The 17,096-nt window shown below is 63.2% G+C and carries 13 protein-coding genes; 5 read left to right on the top strand and 8 right to left on the bottom strand.

Features of this window, described 5'->3' with window-relative positions; genetic code table 11:
• Positions 1 to 15 precede the first annotated feature (15 nt).
• Positions 16 to 267 (bottom strand): hypothetical protein, encoded by a 252-nt coding sequence (locus VMA09_19450; GenBank protein HUA35795.1) that lies wholly within the window; start codon positions 265 to 267, stop codon positions 16 to 18.
• On the opposite strand from VMA09_19450, the gene VMA09_19445 reads away from it, so the two are divergent.
• Complete coding sequence (locus VMA09_19445) at positions 266 to 1,363, top strand: hypothetical protein (protein ID HUA35794.1); 1,098 nt, start codon at positions 266 to 268, stop codon at positions 1,361 to 1,363. The genes VMA09_19450 and VMA09_19445 overlap by 2 nt on opposite strands.
• Here the strand turns inward: VMA09_19445 and VMA09_19440 are convergent.
• Positions 1,338 to 6,089, bottom strand: coding sequence for an NAD-glutamate dehydrogenase domain-containing protein (locus tag VMA09_19440; GenBank protein HUA35793.1), 4,752 nt, complete (start codon positions 6,087 to 6,089; stop codon positions 1,338 to 1,340). The two genes, VMA09_19445 and VMA09_19440, sit on opposite strands and share 26 nt — an antisense overlap.
• Positions 6,090 to 6,231: 142 nt before the next feature.
• Here VMA09_19440 and VMA09_19435 point away from each other — a divergent pair, with 142 nt between their 5' ends.
• Together VMA09_19435 and VMA09_19430 are read left to right on the top strand one after the other, a co-directional pair.
• Positions 6,232 to 7,458 carry an RsmD family RNA methyltransferase gene (locus tag VMA09_19435; protein ID HUA35792.1) on the top strand — a complete coding sequence of 409 codons (1,227 nt, stop codon included), beginning with the start codon at positions 6,232 to 6,234 and terminating at the stop codon, positions 7,456 to 7,458.
• A 74-nt stretch (positions 7,459 to 7,532) separates the two neighbouring features.
• The gene (locus tag VMA09_19430; GenBank protein HUA35791.1) at positions 7,533 to 7,784 is read left to right on the top strand and encodes a hypothetical protein; all 252 of its coding nucleotides are present in this window, start codon (positions 7,533 to 7,535) and stop codon (positions 7,782 to 7,784) included.
• A 31-nt stretch (positions 7,785 to 7,815) separates the two neighbouring features.
• Here VMA09_19430 and VMA09_19425 read toward each other — a convergent pair whose 3' ends face one another.
• Together VMA09_19425 and VMA09_19420 are read right to left on the bottom strand one after the other, a co-directional pair.
• Positions 7,816 to 8,244 carry a Rieske 2Fe-2S domain-containing protein gene (locus VMA09_19425; GenBank protein HUA35790.1) on the bottom strand — a complete coding sequence of 143 codons (429 nt, stop codon included), beginning with the start codon at positions 8,242 to 8,244 and terminating at the stop codon, positions 7,816 to 7,818.
• Positions 8,211 to 8,975 (bottom strand): fumarylacetoacetate hydrolase family protein, encoded by a 765-nt coding sequence (locus tag VMA09_19420; protein ID HUA35789.1) that lies wholly within the window; start codon positions 8,973 to 8,975, stop codon positions 8,211 to 8,213. The genes VMA09_19425 and VMA09_19420 overlap by 34 nt, the downstream gene beginning before the upstream one ends.
• A 123-nt stretch (positions 8,976 to 9,098) precedes the next feature.
• Between VMA09_19420 and amrB the strand changes: the two genes are divergently transcribed.
• Together amrB and VMA09_19410 are read left to right on the top strand one after the other, a co-directional pair.
• Positions 9,099 to 10,331 (top strand): AmmeMemoRadiSam system protein B, encoded by a 1,233-nt coding sequence (gene amrB, locus VMA09_19415; GenBank protein HUA35788.1) that lies wholly within the window; start codon positions 9,099 to 9,101, stop codon positions 10,329 to 10,331.
• 138 nt (positions 10,332 to 10,469) lie between these two features.
• Complete coding sequence (locus VMA09_19410; protein HUA35787.1) at positions 10,470 to 11,258, top strand: FecR family protein; 789 nt, start codon at positions 10,470 to 10,472, stop codon at positions 11,256 to 11,258.
• Between the two features lie 58 nt (positions 11,259 to 11,316).
• Here VMA09_19410 and VMA09_19405 read toward each other — a convergent pair whose 3' ends face one another.
• Genes VMA09_19405 through fliD form a run of 4 tightly spaced genes read right to left on the bottom strand, consistent with a single transcriptional unit; the run spans position 11,317 to position 16,859 of the window.
• Positions 11,317 to 12,618 (bottom strand): methyltransferase domain-containing protein, encoded by a 1,302-nt coding sequence (locus tag VMA09_19405; protein ID HUA35786.1) that lies wholly within the window; start codon positions 12,616 to 12,618, stop codon positions 11,317 to 11,319.
• Positions 12,615 to 14,732, bottom strand: a complete 2,118-nt coding sequence (locus VMA09_19400) for a tetratricopeptide repeat protein (GenBank protein ID HUA35785.1) — start codon at positions 14,730 to 14,732, stop codon at positions 12,615 to 12,617. Before VMA09_19400 ends, VMA09_19405 begins: the two co-directional genes overlap by 4 nt.
• 30 nt (positions 14,733 to 14,762) lie before the next feature.
• A complete protein-coding gene (locus VMA09_19395) occupies positions 14,763 to 15,176 on the bottom strand; it encodes a flagellar protein FliS (protein ID HUA35784.1) in 414 nt (137 codons plus the stop codon).
• A 21-nt stretch (positions 15,177 to 15,197) separates the two neighbouring features.
• On the bottom strand, positions 15,198 to 16,859 hold the full coding sequence (fliD, locus tag VMA09_19390) for a flagellar filament capping protein FliD (protein ID HUA35783.1): 1,662 nt from the start codon (positions 16,857 to 16,859) through the stop codon (positions 15,198 to 15,200).
• Positions 16,860 to 17,096 lie beyond the last annotated feature (237 nt).

Below are 17,096 nucleotides of genomic sequence, written 5' to 3'. Positions count from 1 at the left end.
TCAGCTCGACGCGCGCTAGTTCGCGCCCCAACGTTCCGCGAGGAGGCGCGAAAAACGCGGCAGATATAGGAGGTCGAAGGTTTCTTCCTTGCCGGGGAACATCGCGACCGCCGCACCCTTGAGCGCGATGACGTGCTCCCAGGCCTGCTCGAGGGTCAGGTCGTTGTCTTGTGCAATGGTGGCGAAGGTTAGCTCGACCAGGAAGCGCAGGCGACGCATGAGTTTATTTTCGAGCTCGATTTTCGCTGCGCGGTCGTCGTCAGCCATGACTACCTCGTCAGAGCGGATGTCGCTGCGCACGATTATAGCATCAGGCACGATTGGCGGAACCGGGCAGTGGCCGGACTTGTCTCCGGGTCAACGTGATGCCAACCTCTTGTACCCGATGGCTCAGCAGCGTCTGAAGAGCAGCTTCATCTACCTGGCGAATTCGGTGACCGATCTGCGCAGCAGTTGGAAAGTGCTGGCGATCGTGCTGGCGCCGCTGATCCTCGCCTCGGCGCTGTGCCTGCTCCCCGATGCGATCAACTTCCAGGAACGCGTGCTGCAGAACGCTCCCTCGGGCGGGCAGAGCGTCATTTACAATCACGCGCGGCCGGTGCAGGAACCTTACGCGCCCGAGAAAGATCAGAAGCCTGACAAGTATCCCCCGTGGCTCATCGAGACGCTCTACCTGGTGAGCCTTGTCATCCTGGAGGTAACGATTCTCGTCACTTTGTGCACGCTGATGAGAATGCGCGCAGGACAACGCGAAGCCACCGACATGGGCGAGGCGGTCGCGATACTCAAGCGCTCGACCGAGATGGCGCCGGCGTTTCTGTGGGTCTCTCTTTTGCGGCTTACCCCGATCTTTGTCTTCTGGATGGTCGGGCTGATTCACTTTTACGCTTCGGGTTTCGGCGCGATTATTGTCTACCTGTTTTTTATCGCGATGGCGGCGGGGGTTGCGCTCAGCTACATGTGGCTCTACTTCGCGCAGTACGCATTGATCTTCGGCGCGCGCCGCAGCTTCCATGCACTGCTCTTCAGCCGCGACTTGCTGCGCAAGCGGTTCTTCCAGGTATCGCTGCGGATAACGGTATTTCTCATCGTGTGGTGGGGATATTTTTCCTTCGCCTGGACCGTGCCGGACGTGGCGGCCAAGCTCTTCTTTCCGATCGGGCTTGCGCTGACGGGTTCGATTTCCGGCGCGATTGTTGTTTTCTATCTGCTCGGTGTGGTGATCGCCTTCGGCACCTCAGCGTTCTTCACCGCCGCGGGCCTCAGGCTCTACCAGGATCTCGTTCCGGAAGGGGCCGAGCTTCAGGCCACCGCGCCGCTGAGCGACGGCAACGTTGCTACTCAGCCCGCGCCAGCCGTGTAAGCGCCCGTACCGTGACGTGCATCGCGGCGGGAGTGAGCGGCTGCAAGGCGGCGAGCTCCGCAAACAATCGTTCGACCTCGGCCAATCGTTCTTCGCGCGCCGCCTTCAATTGCTTGATCGCATCGTCGACATTCGTGCCGTCGATGTCGAGCACCGCGCCGCACAACGTCACGCGTGAGGCGCGCAGCTCAGCGCCGAGTTCCTGCATGGCGCGCTGAATCCAGCGGTCGTCGCTGGCGACGGACATGATCCCCTGCTCCAGTGTCGCGAAGTCGAGCTGATTGGAAAGTCCGAAATACGCTTCCATCACGCGCGCCGGGGTGACCTGGCGCTCGAAGGCGATTCCTAAAATCGTCAGCAGATGATCGGCGAATGCGAGCCGCGCGAGGGCATGGGCCAGCTCGCCATCGGCTACCGTATTGCGCAGCTCGCGATAGACGAGCTCGAAGCGCGCGCGCTCGCTGCCAACGAGGAAATCCTCGAACGATTCGAGAAGCGCATCGAAGGGTGGCTTGAAATGCGCGAGGGCGTCGCCGACTGGCGTCGCGGAATCCACATTGCCCAACGCCCAGCCCGTCGCGGCACGGCAGGCCCGCTCCAGCGCGAGGAACGCCTCGAGCTCGGCGTCGGCGGACATCGCGGCCGCGCCCGCTTTCAGAGCCGCCGCGCGGTCTTTGATACCGATCGTATCGGCCGCTATCAGCCACGCGCGCACAGCCTGCGGCGCTCTTACGCCGTATTCTCGCACCAGAGAGTGCACGAACGTCGAGCCCATCAAATCGACGAGCTCATTGGCCATCTCGGTCGCGACCAGCTCGCGCCGCAGACGATGGCCCGGAATCTCGGACTCAAATCGGTTTGCGATCGTCACGGGAAAATACGGGCGCAGAAAGCGTTCGACCAGGTACGCGTCATCGACCAGCCGCGTCGTTTCGAGCGACTGCACGAGATCGATCTTGGTGAAAGCCGTGACCATCGCGAGCTCGGGCCGCGTGAGGCCGGTATATTGAAGCCGACGCTCGTCGAGCGCCTCGCGCGTCGGCAGGACCGGGTCGTGATTGCGCAACAGGCCGCGCTCCTCGATCGCCTTCATGAGATCGTAGAAGAGCGATATTCCCGTGCGGCTGCGCACCTGCTCGAGGCTGAGCGACAGCACCTGCTCGCGATTGTCGGTGATGACGCGCTCGGCCACGTCGTCGCCGCATGAGGCGAGCGCCGCATTGCGATCGTCTTGCTTCAGATCGCCGCGCGCGACGGCCGGCTGCAAGAGAATCTTGAGATTTACCTCGTGGTCCGACATATCGACGCCGGCCGAATTGTCGATCGCATCGGTGTTGATCCGTCCGCCCGCGAGCGCGTACTCGATGCGCGCCTGCTGCGTGAACCCGAGGTTGCCGCCCTCGACCACAACCTTGGCGCGCAGCTCCGATGCAGTGATGCGGCAGGCGTCGTTGGCATGGTCGCCGACCGCGGCGTCGGTCTCCGACGCCGCGCGTACGTAGGTGCCGATGCCGCCGTTGTAGAGCAGCTCGACGGGTGCGCGCAGGATCGCACTTATCAGCGACTCGCCGTCGAGCTCGCTGGCGTCGCATCCGAGCACGGCGCGAGCGCGCTCGCTCAGCTCGATCTGCTTCTGGCCGCGGCGGAACACGCCCCCACCCGCGCTGATGAGCCTGGAATCGTAGTCGGCCCATGACGAGCGCGGCAGATCGTAGAGGCGCCTGCGCTCGTTGAAGCTCGCCTCGGGATCGGGATCCGGATCGATGAAGATATGGCGATGGTCGAAGGCGGCAACGAGCTTGACATTGTGTGAACGCAAAAGCCCGTTGCCGAAAACGTCGCCCGACATGTCGCCGATTCCCGCGATCGTCACGGGCGCACCGCGCTCGATGTCGCGGCCCATCTCGCGCAGATGCCGCCGCGCCGATTCCCACGCGCCTCGCGCCGTGATGCCAAGCTCTTTGTGGTCGTAGCCGTGCTCGCCGCCCGACGCGAACGCGTCGCCCAGCCAGAAGCCGCGCGCCATCGCGATTCCGTTGGCGATATCCGAAAAGGTCGCGGTGCCTTTGTCGGCTGCGACGACGAGGTAGGCGCCGTCGTCGTCGAGCACCTTCACGTGTTCCGGATGAACGACGCCCTGCTCGCTAAGGTTGTCGGTGAGATCGAGCATCGCGTTCATCAGCGTCTTGTAGGCTTCGATTCCGGCGCCGGCCATGCCGGTGCGTTTCACGATGAAGCCGCCCTTCGAGCCCATCGGGACGATGATCGAATTCTTGACCGTTTGTGTTTTCATGAGGTCGAGAATTTCGGTCCGGTAGTCGTCGTGGCGATCGCTGAAGCGAATTCCGCCGCGCGCGATGCGGCCGCCGCGCAGATGGCATCCCTCCATGCGCGGGCTGTTCACATGAATCTCGTAGAGCGGCGCGGTGTCGGGCAGGCCGAGAATCTTGCCGCTGTCGAACTTGAGCGCGATGTAGGGGTCGGGCTCCGGCATCGGCGCGAAGAAGTTGGTGCGCACGGTCGCTTCGACCATCGAGAGTAGCGCGCGCGCCGTGCGGTCATCGACGATGTTTTCGATTTTGCCGACGAGTTCGAGGTAGCTTTTGCGTAGCTCGGCGACCTTGTCGATCGATCGATCCGCGGTGGGATCGAGGCGGGCCTGGAACAACGCGACAACCAGCCGCGCCAGCTCAGGGTTCGAGAGCAACAGCCGCTGCAATCCGAGTCGCGCCGGCGCCAGGCGCATCTGGAAGGCGACGACGAGATAGGTGCGCAGGAGCGCGACCTCGCGCCAGCTCAGACCGGCGGTCAGCGTCAACGCGTTCAGCGGATCGTCGCTTGAAAGTCCCGTTCGCACCGCGACGATCGCATCGGCAACGAGCGCCGCGCCGCGCATCGCAGCGAAGGGCTGACGCTCGGGGCCGCGCACCGTGAAGGCCTGCACATAGGCGCGCGTGTGCTCGCCGCCGAGCTCGGGTTTCAACTCGTGAGAATGCTCGGCGACGACCTCGATCGAAAAATCCTGCAGCGTCGGCATCAGATCGGAAAGCATCGGCGGCTCGCCCAATCCGATAATACGCAGCTCGGAAAGGCCTTCAGTGGTCGAGCTTGGTGCGTTGGCCTCGACGCTGAACCATTTTCCTTCGCTCGCGAGTTTCTCGATCTGCTCGATATCGGCAGCGGCGCGAGTCGTGCCGATCGCGGCCTTGTATTCCGCGTCGAACGCGGTGCCCCACCGCATCGCGACTTCGCGGCCGCGGGGCGCGCCGTAGTTTTTAATCAGTTGATCGCGCAGTCGATCTTCCCATCGCCGCGCCATCCGCGAGATCTCGTTGTCGAGCTCGCGCAGAAGAGCGGGCCGCGGCGGTTTCGCCGCGAATGCGAAATGGAGCCGCGCCGTGTAGCTGTCGCCGATTGCGAGATAGTAGTACACCAGCGGACCGTCGAGCCGTTTCGCGAGCATCTCCTGGATTCGCAGGCGCACTTCGGCGGAGAAGGCCTCGCGCGGCATCACGATCAGTACGACAACGTGGCCGCGATGCTCATCGACGATCGTCGCAACCCGCACGGCGGCCTCGCTCTTAACGTCGAGCACTAAGCGGAGCTGATCGCGCAGCTCTTCAAGCGGCGCGCGGAACAATTCATCTTTCGGAAAACTGTTGAAGGCGGCGACCAGCGTCTTGTAATCGTGCGAGCCGGGGCGCGCCCCTTCGGCGTCGAGCAGCTCGCGCAGCTTGGCGCGCAGGATCGGAATGTGTTCCGACTCTTCCGCATATGCCTTCGACGTGAACATCCCGACGAAGTTGTCGAAGTGATTGACGCGTCCGGAACGATCGCCGCGGCGAATCGTGATCGTGTCCATCGGGCGGCGGCGATGCACGTGCGATTCGGCGAGTGTTTTGCCGACGACGAGCGGCGGACCGTCGAAGAACAGCTCGCGCCGCGCGGGTTCAATTTCGTCGAGCAGACCCGATTCGCGAAAACGCGATTCATCGTGCGCCCGCATGATGCCGAGCTCAGTGCCCGGCTCGACCGAGAACCGCGCTGCCGCGCCCGCTCCGGTGATGCGATAACGGCGATAGCCGAGGAAGACGAAGCCGCCTTGCACCAGCCATCTGAGGAAGTCGCGCACCTCGACCAGCTCGCGCATTGGCGCCGTTTCCTCGCAGATGCGCAGCGCCTGCGACCGCATCGCGTAGAAATCGTCGGTCGCCTGAAGGACCTCGCGCAGAACCGCGAGCATGTCGCGGCGAATTTCTTCGCCCGCCTTCGCTGAGTATGGCAGCTCGATTTCGGCGTGCGTGAAGGATTCGGCGTGCTCGGATGCGTGCGTTTGTTCGAAACTTGCGATGCGTCCCTCGGCGTCGCGCGTCACGTGGAACACCGGATGCAGCATCATGCGGACTTCGATGCCGCGGCTGCGGAAGTATTCGAGCAGGCTGTCGATGATGAACGAGCGATCGACCATCATCGTTTCGATCGCGACGGTGTCTTCGCCACTTGACCCGGGCATCACGCGAATCGCGATCGGCTCGGTGCGCAGGGAGAAGAATTCGTATGCGGAGCGCGCCAGCGTCAGGCGGTCGGCCGCCGAAATCCGATCGCGAGTGTCGGGTGTCTCGCGCGCGAAAAGCTGCTCGGCGAATTCCGCGAGGCGGCGCGAATCGTCGGAGGCGCCGTTTTTCTCGATGAGGTTGCGAAGGTCTGCTTCAGTTTCAATCGCCAATTGAGTCACCAGGATCGGGTTGGAGATGGTGGCGCTGGGCCAGCGTCACATTATAGTGCGCGCGATTGGTGGGTAGGAGTGCCAGCATCAGCCGACCTAACCAGTTAGAATTGGCGGGATGCCCGAGATCGAAATCAGTGCGATGAGTTTCGGACCGTATGGCGTTGGCCATCTCGACGGCCTAACCGTGATGGTTCCGCATGCGGCGCCGGGCGATCGCCTGGAGGTCGAGGTCGCCGGGCAGCGGCGCGGAAGTGCGCTGGGCAAGATTCGCGCGATCGTTGCGCCAGGACCGGATCGTCGCGTTGCGCCGTGCCCGTATCTTCCGCGATGCGGGGGCTGCGATTGGCAACATCTGACGTATCCCGCGCAGGTTCGCATCAAGGCCGAGCTGGTTGCGAGCACGCTCGGGCATGCCCTCGACATCAAGCTCGAGCCGCGTGATCTCATTGAGCCTGCGCCCGAGGAGTTTGGTTATCGCGCGCGGATCAGGCTCAAGGCCGCAGCGCACGGAGCGCTCGGCTTTCGCGAGTCAGGCTCGGACGCGATGGTCGAGATTGAATCGTGCATGGTGGCGGAGCCCGGGATGAAAATGCCGGTGCATCTGGCGCGCACGCTCGCGCGCAAGCTCGACGAGATCGAAGTCGTGCGCGCGGGCGATCGCAACGTGCTGGTGGGATATTTGAAGAAGCCGGCGGGCGCGGAGGAGTTGCAGCGCGCGCGCAAGGTTCTCGCCGACGATCGCGGGATCGCGGGCATCGTTCTGCGCTCCGGCGATAAGCGCGACGTGATCGGCGACGCCACGACCAGGATCGAGCTCGAAGATGGTCTCTGGCTCGAGGCTGATGCTGACCTGTTCAGCCAGGTGAATCGGGCGCAGAACTTGAAGCTCGTTGCCGCGGTGATCGCGATGGCGGCGCCGCTCGAAGGAGCTGCGGTGCTCGATCTGTTCTGCGGCGCGGGAAATTTCAGTCTGCCGGTGGCGCGGCGCGGCGCGCGGGTGACGGGCGTCGATGCAGACGCGCCGGCGATTGCGGCGGCCGCCCGCAACGCATCGCGTCTGGGCTTGCGCGACAGCCAGTTTATCGCGATGAAAGCGTCGGAGACCGCGGAGTTCCTCCGCCGCGCGCGCTACAAACCTGATATAGTGATCCTCGATCCACCGCGAACTGGTGCGGCCGAGTTGATGGAGCAAATTGTTCGAATGCGGCCGCGCATGGTCGTATATGTGTCGTGCGACGTGAGCACGTTGGCGCGCGATCTTCGCGTGCTGACGAAAAGTGATTACAAAATCGGCAGCGTTCGCGCGTATGATTTCTTTCCCAACACGCATCACATTGAGGTTGCGGCTCAGGTACTATTGACTTAAATCACGGGGCGTTCTTAATGTAAGAGCAGTGGTCGGTTTACGGACCTTCCCCCGCCAGAGGGTTAATCAAGGCGATGCCCAAGCAGGAAAAGGAAAAGCTCGCGCGGCCGAAGATTACGATCATTCCGGGACGCGGAGTGGCGCAGACGATCAATTATCTGCTCGAAGACCGCGACGACCTGGAATGGATCATAGCCGTTGGGCGCACCAAGAATGGTGAGCTGTTCTTTTACGACACCGGCGGCGACATCGTCGAAGACCTTGGCACGCTCGAGTATCTGAAGGCGCGGATCGTTCGCGCGCATTTCGGCGACGAGTACGAATAAGATCAAATCGCGCGGCACGCGCCGCGCAGAGCTAGTCCTCGAATTCCTCGACGTTCGGACGCGCGTATATCACGCCGTCCTTGACTTCCAACGGCACCCGATAGAGCAACTTTCCGCACGCGCTCGGCGGACCGGCGACGCACTCACCTGAGACCGGTTCGTAGAACGCGTTGTGCGTCTGGCACATCAGGTAGTTGCCCTCGTCGGTGAAAAACTGGTTGTCGACCCAGTCCATCGCCATCGGCACATGCCGGCATCGATTCACGTAGGCGTGGAACTCGCCATTGAAATTGATGAGGAAGCATTCCTCGTCGGCGCCGCGAATCGGCAGCATGAACTTGAGTGACTGTCCCGGCGCGAGGTCATCGGCGTTCGCGACGCGAAAGCGCCGCACGGCGGAAGGGTTGCGGCGCGGACTCGAGCGCGTCAGCTGGGCGCGATGACGGTGTTGGTCAGACATCCGATCTTTTCGATTTCGACTTCGACGGAATCGCCCGGTTTCATCGCGCCGACTCCAGCCGGTGTTCCGGTCGAGACAACGTCGCCCGGCAGCAGCGTCATAATGTGCGAGATATAACTCAACACGAAGTCGCACCCGAAGATCATATCGGAGGTGCGGCCGTGCTGGCGCACCTCGCCGCCGACGCGGGTTTCGATCCCGAGGTCGCGCGGATCGATGTCCGTCGCTATCAGGGGGCCGACTGGCGCGAAGGTGTCGAAGCCCTTGCCGCGTGTGAACTGGACGTCGCGGCGCTGGAGATCGCGCGCGGTGACATCGTTGAGGATCGTGTAGCCGAGCACGTATTTGCGCGCGTCTTTCTCACTCACCTTCGAGGCTTTGCGCGCGATCACGATCGCGAGCTCGCCCTCGTAGTGAACGAGCTGCGACTGCGGCGGATAGACGATCGGATCGGCGGGTCCGATCACGCAGGTCGAGGGCTTTATAAAGATGAGCGGCTCGGCCGGCAGCTCGCGGCCCATCTCCTTGGCGTGATCGCGATAGTTGACGCCGACCGCGACGATCTTGCTCGGCGCGACGGGCGCGAGCAGCTTGACGTCGGCGCTCCGAAGCGGTTTGGCGTCGGGAGACTTCCTGAGTGCCTCGAGCGGACCTTCGAGCGCGACGATCGATTCGTTTTCGAGCGCGCCGTAACGCGCGAAGCCATCCTGCAGATAGCGGACAATCTTCATGCTCTGACCTGCGTGCGGATTTTCATGCCGCGTGCGATGAGCACGCTTGCCGCAGTCTGCCAAAGCCCCTAGCATCTGTAAACGCGCATCGATTTCAACGCCCAGACGCGGGCGCGATCCACAATGGAAAATCCCAAAATTCGTCCGCTCGAAGCTTTTCCGGTCGAACAGCAGGGTCAGACGTTTATCGGTCTGCGCGATCCCGCGGGCTACGCGCCGCAGCCGATACTGCTCGGGATGGGTGCCTATCACCTGGTCACGCTTTTCGACGGCGAGCATTCGCTGCGCGACATCCAGACGGCGTTTGCGCGGCGCTTCAATGGCGAGATCATACCGATCGAAAAGCTCGAAGAGCTGGTAAACGCGCTCGACCAGGGATTTTTCCTCGACTCGCCTGCGTTCGCCGAGCGCATGCGGCAGGTACGCCAGGAATTTCTCGCCGCACCCGATCGGCCAGCCGCGCTGGCCGGACTTTGTTACGAGAGCGATCCGGCCAAGCTGCGACTCGAGCTTGCAGCGTTCTTCGATGCGCCGGAGGGACCGGGACGTGCGCCGGCCGACAAGAAGAGCGCCACGCTTTCCGGGCTTATTTCACCTCATATCGATCCGCGACGCGGCGCCGCCGCCTATGCCCACGCTTATCACGAGCTGATGTCGCACGAGCTGCCCGAGCTGGTCGTGATCCTGGGCACCTCGCACTATGGCGGCGGTCCGGAGCTTTTCACCGCGACGCGCAAGAACTATGCGACGCCATTCGGGCCCGTCGAAACCGACGCCGCCTTCATCGACCGCCTCTCCGAGCGCTATACCGCCGGTGATCTCTTTGCCGACGAATTGTTGCATCGCAGCGAGCACTCGATCGAGTTTCAGATCTTGTTCCTGGCGTGGACCCTCGGTACGCGCGGCTACAAAGTGGTGCCGATTCTCGTCAGCTCGTTTCACGAAATGGTCGCGCGCGGTGAGGCTCCGGCGCGCGACGAGCGCGTCGCGTCATTTATAAACGCGCTGCGCGAGGAGCTCGCCGCCGAGGAACGCCAGGCGCTCGTGATCGCGGGTGTTGATTTCGCGCACGTCGGCAAGAAGTTCGGCGACCCATTCGCAGTCGACCAGGATGTAGCCTCGCGTGTACAGCGCGAAGACTTCCAGTTAATCGAGCACATCAAGCGTGGCGATCCCGAGGGATTCTTTGCCGATGTCGCTAAGGATCGCGATGCGCGCCGGATCTGCGGGCTGGCGCCGATGTACACCCAGCTGGAGCTGCTTAAAGGCAAATCCGCGCGCCTGCTCAAGTATGGAATCGCGATGGAGCCGCAAACCGAGTCGGCGGTGTCGTTTGCCAGCCTCGCTATAGAGTGAGGGATACAGTGCGCGTGGCTGTGTCTAGGCCTTCTAACAATAGATTTCGGTTGCTAAGCTAGCGCGACGTTTGCTTTTAGCTCGAAAATTGTGACAAGTTCGAGCGGGCGGGAAATTCTTTAGGAAGGTCGATTTAGCATGCGGTTGCCCCGGTTTCCGAGCAATACGCCGCGCGGTTTCGTCACAGCTGCGCTGATATCAGCAGGATTGGCTGTTTCGTCGTCGGCGGTATTCGCGCAGACGGTCGGCACAATTTCACTTCTGCAAGGCACGGCGACGGTTACTCGCGGTGCCGCGACGACCCCCGCAACCTTGTCGATGCCGGTTCAGCTTCATGACAAGGTGAACACGGGAGCCAACTCCTTTTTGACTATTTCGATGCTCGGCGGCAGCGCAATGACACTGTCGTCGAACAGCAGTCTCTCGATCGATGAAAGCCAGAACATCGGCGGCGCCGAAGCGCCGAGCAAGGTCGGCCTCCTCGGCGGACGTTTGCATACTCTGATCGTCGGGGCGATGCGCACCGGGTCGCCCAACGCTTTCGAAGTTCACACTCCCAACGCAGTTGGAGCGGTCCGCGGCACCGAGTGGGATGAGGACTACGAAGAGGGTACGCCGAAATCCAAGAAATATCCCGATTGCCGGCAGATCACGGAAGTCTGGGTCGAGGACGGCGTAGTGCACGTGACCAATCCGGCCACGCCAAACGACCCCGGTCAGGACGTGGGCAAGGGTCAGTATGTGATCGTTCCTTGCGGCTACATTCCGACTGGCGCCGAAGCGGCTGCGGCCGGAGCTGGACTCGGACCCGCAACTCTTACAACTCTCGGCGTGATTGCCGCCGGTGGTGCGATCGCTGGCGGGGTAGTCGCGGGCACGACTGGTGGTGGAAGCAACAACACGCCACCGCCGAGTTCCTCGAAATAACTGACGCAGACCGGATCGAACGGAGCGGTGGCTGACAAGGCCACCGCTCTTTTTCTTTCTAGTGAACGGCGTTGAGAGCGCTCGCGGGCGTGCCGCGATGCGCTTCGCGTGATCGGCCGCGTGCCTGGCGCGGTTTGTATTCGAGGTATGGATGCGGATCGGTGAAGAAGTCGATCAGCTCACCCTGATGCTCGATCAGAACGCGATCGAACCTGATGCCCGTTCTTTCCATCTCGGCGATGATATCGCGGGCGCGCCACTGGGGTGGGATGATCACGACATCGACCGGCCGATCCTTCAACCACGACGCGGACCGGATTTCCTGTCCGGTGCCCGGCACGAACGTGCCGGCCTTGGCCGCGTCTGAATCGACCACGATCGGAAAGCGTGCGGCATCGAGGCCGAAGCGATTAATGAAAGCGGCGGACTTGCCGGTGCCACCCCAGATCGCGATCGAAAGTCCCGAAGCGAGCAGCTCTTTCAGCTTGCGGCGAATTCCCGCCGCCGCCTCGTGGGTTGCGACGCGGAACTCGCGCGCTTCAACGGCGGACGCCAGATGCCTGCGCGGCGCGCCCAGGCTGACGTAGGCGAAGATCACCTCGCCGTCGTAGCCGTGGCTGATGCTCGACAATCCCGCGCCGCATCGTCCCAGCATCCGCTTGAACGACTCTGTCGTAAACTGCGAGTTGTGCTCATAGTAAAAGTCGACGGTGCGGCGCGTCTCGAGCGCGCGGTCGATGCATGGGACCTCGAAGTAGCAGAGCTGCGCGCGATGGAGTCGCGCCGCGGCGAACGCAATGTGCTCGAGAAAGGCGAGCGGGTTGGCCAGATGCTCCAGCACGTGGCGGCTGACCACAATATCGGGCGCCAGCTCGGCGAGGTGCTCGCCCGGATTGAACAGCTCGGCGCGCAATTCGACGTTCTTGTGCGTGCCGCGCGCGCCATGCGGATCGAAACCGACGAAGCGGCCCCGCGAGCATCGCGAGGACATCGCCGCCAGCAGGCTCGCATCGCCATGACCGATCTCGACCACCACCGGCCGCTCCGGAACCATGCCCAAAATGTTGTCGACGGTCTCGGTCACGAATTCCGACCATCGCGTGCCGCGATTGAACATCAGATTCGGCTTGTCGGTGTATGGCACCTGCGCGTATTGGAAATCGGGATTGTACACATGACCGCATTCGACGCAGCGCACGAAGTTTACCGGCAAACGCGTCATCGTAAGCGCCGCCTCGGCGTTGGCGGGCCATCCGAGGGTCGCCAGCGGCTGTACTCCGCCATCAAAAAAAGCGACCGCGATATGATAGCCGCAGGCCGGACAGGTCGCCTCGCGCGCATCATCGATATGTTCGTTCATGGTTGGACTCCCGGAGTGGCGATTTTACGGCCCTCGCCGGCGGCATCTGCCGCGGCGATGAAGAAGCGCTCAAGATCGGCGATCGCGGCCCTGTCCTCGAACAGCACGTCGGCGCGCCGTTTGATCTCGGCGCAAACACGCTCGCGATACTCGCGGTCATGAGCGACGCGGTACGCGAGTTCGACGTATGACTCCATGCTGTCCGCGATCAACTCCGTGATGCCCATCCGCTCGTAACAGCCTGCGGTGACGCGGCCGCGCATGAAGGGCGCCGGCCACGTGATGATCGGAAGCCCCGCCGCGAAGGCCTCGAAGCTGGTGTTACCACCACCGAAATAAGGTGGATCGAGCAGGACGTCCGCGGTTTTCAGCAATCGTGGGAAGAGCGCCTGGCTGACCCGCGGCACAAATACGACCCGGCCCGCGATATCGGGGCAGTTGCGCGCGATTCGCGCGCCGAGCAGCTTGCTCCAATACGGGCGCTGGCCCGCGATCAGGACCAGGTGCCCGTCTGGATCGCGCCGCAAAAGCGCCGCCAGCTCGAGGTCGAAAGCGGGATGAAACTTGAAGATGCTCTGCGGGCATACGTAGAGCGTGGCCGCCGCCGGCAGTCCGAGCTGCTCGCGCGTCAGCGGTTCGACGTCGCGCTCGGGACGCCTGTAGTAAACCGGCAGAGAATCGAGCTCCACCAATTGTTCGGTGTAGTGCGCCTGCGCAGCGGCCGGCTCAAGGCCCCGCGCCGAGAGGAAATAGTCGATGTTCGGAATGCCGGTCGTAACCGGGTGCCCCCAACTGACGCATTGCACCGGGGCCAGCCGCGCAAAGCCCAAAAAATACGTTAGCGAGCCCATCCCGATATCGGGGTAGAACAGGATGTCGAGCTCTTCGGCCGCGATCTGCTGGCGCGCCGTGCGCAGATCGAGTGACAGCTCGACATCGCGATCGGCAGCCGCGCCGATCGCCTTCGCCGCCGCTTCGTTCTTGCGCCCCGGGCGCATCACGATGACCTCGAAGCGCTCGCGCGACAGCTTTTGAATGATGCCGAGATAGAGCTTGCCGACCGTGTGATCGCCCAGGTGTGCGGACACGATGCCAACTTTGAGCCGCCGGCGCGGCGCGCGCGGAACGTGACAATGCGGCGCGCTCCACGCGAGATCAGGGCAGGCTCGAAGATAGAATTGCGCGATCCGCGCCTGCAGGGGCGCGTCGTTGTGACCCTGGTACGCGAGATAGAAGTTCGCCATCCCGACTTCGCGGTTCGGATCGTCAAGCCGCGCGCCCTCGCGTTCGAGCGCTTCGAGCGTGCTGACCATTCGCGCGCGCAGTTGTTCGGCTTGATCGCTCGACTCGAGCACCACCGGCAGCGTCAGCGCTTCCTTGACCCGCACGCCCCACTCCTGCGGACGCTGCGCAATCGCACGCCGATAGCATCCGAGCGCTTCGTTGAAGCGCCCCTGCTCACGCCACACGTCACCTAGATTGATGAGCGCTTCGTGATGATCGGGGCGGATCGTCAGCGCGCGTCGAAAGCATGCGTCGGCGGTTTCGATATGACCGAGCGCCTGCATCGCGCAGCCGAGGTTGGAGCACGCGTCGGCCATTTCCGGGTCGATCTTGAGTGCGAGGAGGTAATGACGGATTGCTTCGTCGAGCCGGTTCGCACGCTGCAGGGCTCCGCCGAGGTTGCAGTGCGCGAGCGCGTAGCGCGGATCGAGCGCGACCGCGCGTCGATAGAGCACGATCGCGTCGTCAACGCGGCCCGCGGCTTCCAGCGCGGTGGCGAGATTCGAATTGGCGCGCGCCGAGTCGGGGTCGATTTCGAGCGCGCGCACGAACGACTTGAGCGCATCGCGAGCGCGGCCGCGGCGGGTCTGTGCGCAGCCCAGATTGGACCACAATTCGGCGTCGCGCGGCCGCCGCTCCAACGCCCGCTTGTAGTATCTGACCGTGGTCGCGAAATCGCTGCGCACCGCCGCCGCATTCGCACGTGCGATGAAAGTGTCCGCGAGGTCCGGCTGGCGCGCATCGCATAAGGCCGGGAGGGTGTGAGCCTGTGCGAGGGGAGAGCGCCACTCGCGGGCTCTGACCTCTGCTTTGCGCTGACCGGCCTTCATAACCTGGACCTCGCGGACTACGCGGGGGCGCTACTCGAGCGCCGGCGCGTTGACGCCGTACTCGCTCTCCAGGTGTGGAATGCACTTGGCCGCCATCGCCGCGAAGATCTCGGCGAGTCCGAGGAAGACCTGCGGCAGCCCGGCGAGATCGCTCGCAGTGCGCTGCGCCTTGGCCTTCACCAGCGCGCCGATTGCAAAACGATGCAGGCTCAGGATGGCGGCGGCGATCTCGTAGTTCTGCGAGAGATCGATGACGCGATCCATGTAGCCGAGCAGCGACACGCACTTCTCCAGGCGCGTCTCCGCGGTCGCTGCGTCGCCGCCTCGCAGGCAGTCGGCGGCCTCGCCCGTCCAGCGCGCCAGGCGGGTGTAGAGTTCCTCGAACGCCTGTTCGCCGCCGAGCGTGACGGTCTGGAGTTGTGCGTATGCTGCCATGTGTCGCATGAGTCTGTTTCCTTGCTTGATTTAGGCCGACATCGTGAGATTGGTCCCCGGTATGGTGGTCGAACTCGACGTTGTCGATGAGTCGCTGCTCGAGCTGTCGGTGAACAGCGCGGCGAGACTTTGGTACGATGCGATGGTGCCCTGGAGCAGCGCGTATTGTGCCTGCAGCTGCTCGGTCTGCTGGTTGAGCTCGTTGTTCATATTGGTGATCTGGGCGTCGAGACTCGTGACCTGGGTCTGATCCGAAGCAGTCTCGCTCGCGATCACGCCGTCGTTCGGTTGCAGCGCCCCACTGACGATTGGATTCATCGCCGAATAGAGCTGCTGCGTCGCCGAGCTCACCGCGCTCGGGTTGGAATCCTGCGCGGTCGCGAAGCTCGCCTGGCTGAAACTCAACTGCCCGGTGGTCTGGTTGACCGTGATGCCGAGGTTGGAGAGGTTGATGTTCCCGAGCTGCATTTGCAGATTGAACAGGACCTCGCGCAGGCCGCCGTCGCTGGCGAGCGGCGGCGCGGTCTGATTTGGAACCGCCTGCGTATTGGTGGTGATGTCATTGACCAGAGTGTTGTACGCCTGCACCGCCGCGTTGATGTCGTTGCCCTGCGCCACTTGATCCGGAGCAACGCTGACCGTTGCGGGACCTCCCGTGTTGCCGAGCGCGAGCATCACCCCCGGTATCGCGTTGCTCACCGCATTGGTCGACGATGTGACAATCTGATTACCGATCTGGACCTGCGCGTTCTGCGCAGCGCTGAGCTGCGGAACGAAGGCGCCCACCGCGAAGCTATCGCCGGTATTGAGCGTGCCGCCGGCAAGCGAGAGCGTGAGTCCATCGGCGACGGTGAGCGCGCCGCCGGAATAATTGGCGGGGACCACGATCGAGCCTTGCTCGCCGGAGTCCGAGGTGTACGCGATCGTTATCGGATCGGTGCCGAGCGTGCCGCCCGAGGTCACGGTGAACTGGTAGCCTTGCGAGAGGCTGCCGGTGTAAGAGCCGCCGATAGTGGCCGTGGAAGTTCCCGTTATCGCCGAGCTGACGGGGCCGATCTCGTTGTCGGTGAAATCGGGTGAGGTGCCACCGCTCAGCGATTGACTGACTGTGAAGCCGTTTGCGGTTCCGGTTTCGTTGCTCGTGATGACGAGGCGATAAGGGGCGCCCGTGATGCCGGTATTTTCGACCTGCGCGGTCACGCCCGCGCCGGCCGCGTTGATGGCTGAGGCCACGCCGTCGAGGGTGTTGTTCGTCGAGTCGATCGTGACCGGGTACGGCGTGCCGCCCGAAGTGATCGTGATCGTGCCGCTGCCGACCGAATCGGTGTCGCTCGCGTAACCTTGCGAGGCGAGCGATTCTGCCGAGGCCAGCTGATTGACGCTGACGCTGTAGGTTCCCGCCGTCGGGCCGCCGATTACCGAGGCGCTGAACGGCGCGCCACTTGAAACCGTGACGCCCATCGGCGCGATCGCGGTGCTGGTATTGAGGTTGTTGAGCGCGGTCTGGAACGACGTGAAATCGCCGCCGATCGTGCCGAGCGTGCTGATGGCCGTGTTCTCGGCCACAACCTGGTTTTGAAGATTGTTGATCGGAACCTGGTCCGCGGCCGTGATCGCGCTGATGATCTGATTGAAATCGATGCCCGTGAAGTTGGAGAAAGTGACCGGTGATGTTGCCGACGTTGACGACATAGATTCTTCCTTGGTTCAGCTCTTCGCCAGTTCCCCCGGCTCCTTCCACTCGGGCCGGGTGAGGCGGTCCTCACCCGGCTAACGGTCGATGACGCTCTACTGGAACAGCGCGAGGAGCTGCGACGGCGTGTTATCCGCCTGTTTCAGCACCTGGACGCCGGCCTGCTGGAGCACCGTCTCCTTGGTGAAGGTCGCGTAGGTCTGCGCGATATTTGCGTCCTGAATCGTCGACAATGC

The organism is Candidatus Binataceae bacterium (assembly GCA_035508495.1).
GTDB lineage: Bacteria > Desulfobacterota > Binatia > Binatales > Binataceae > JASHPB01.
The sequence above is the reverse complement of the archived record's forward strand: the minus strand, read 5'-3'. Positions and strand labels throughout refer to the sequence as shown.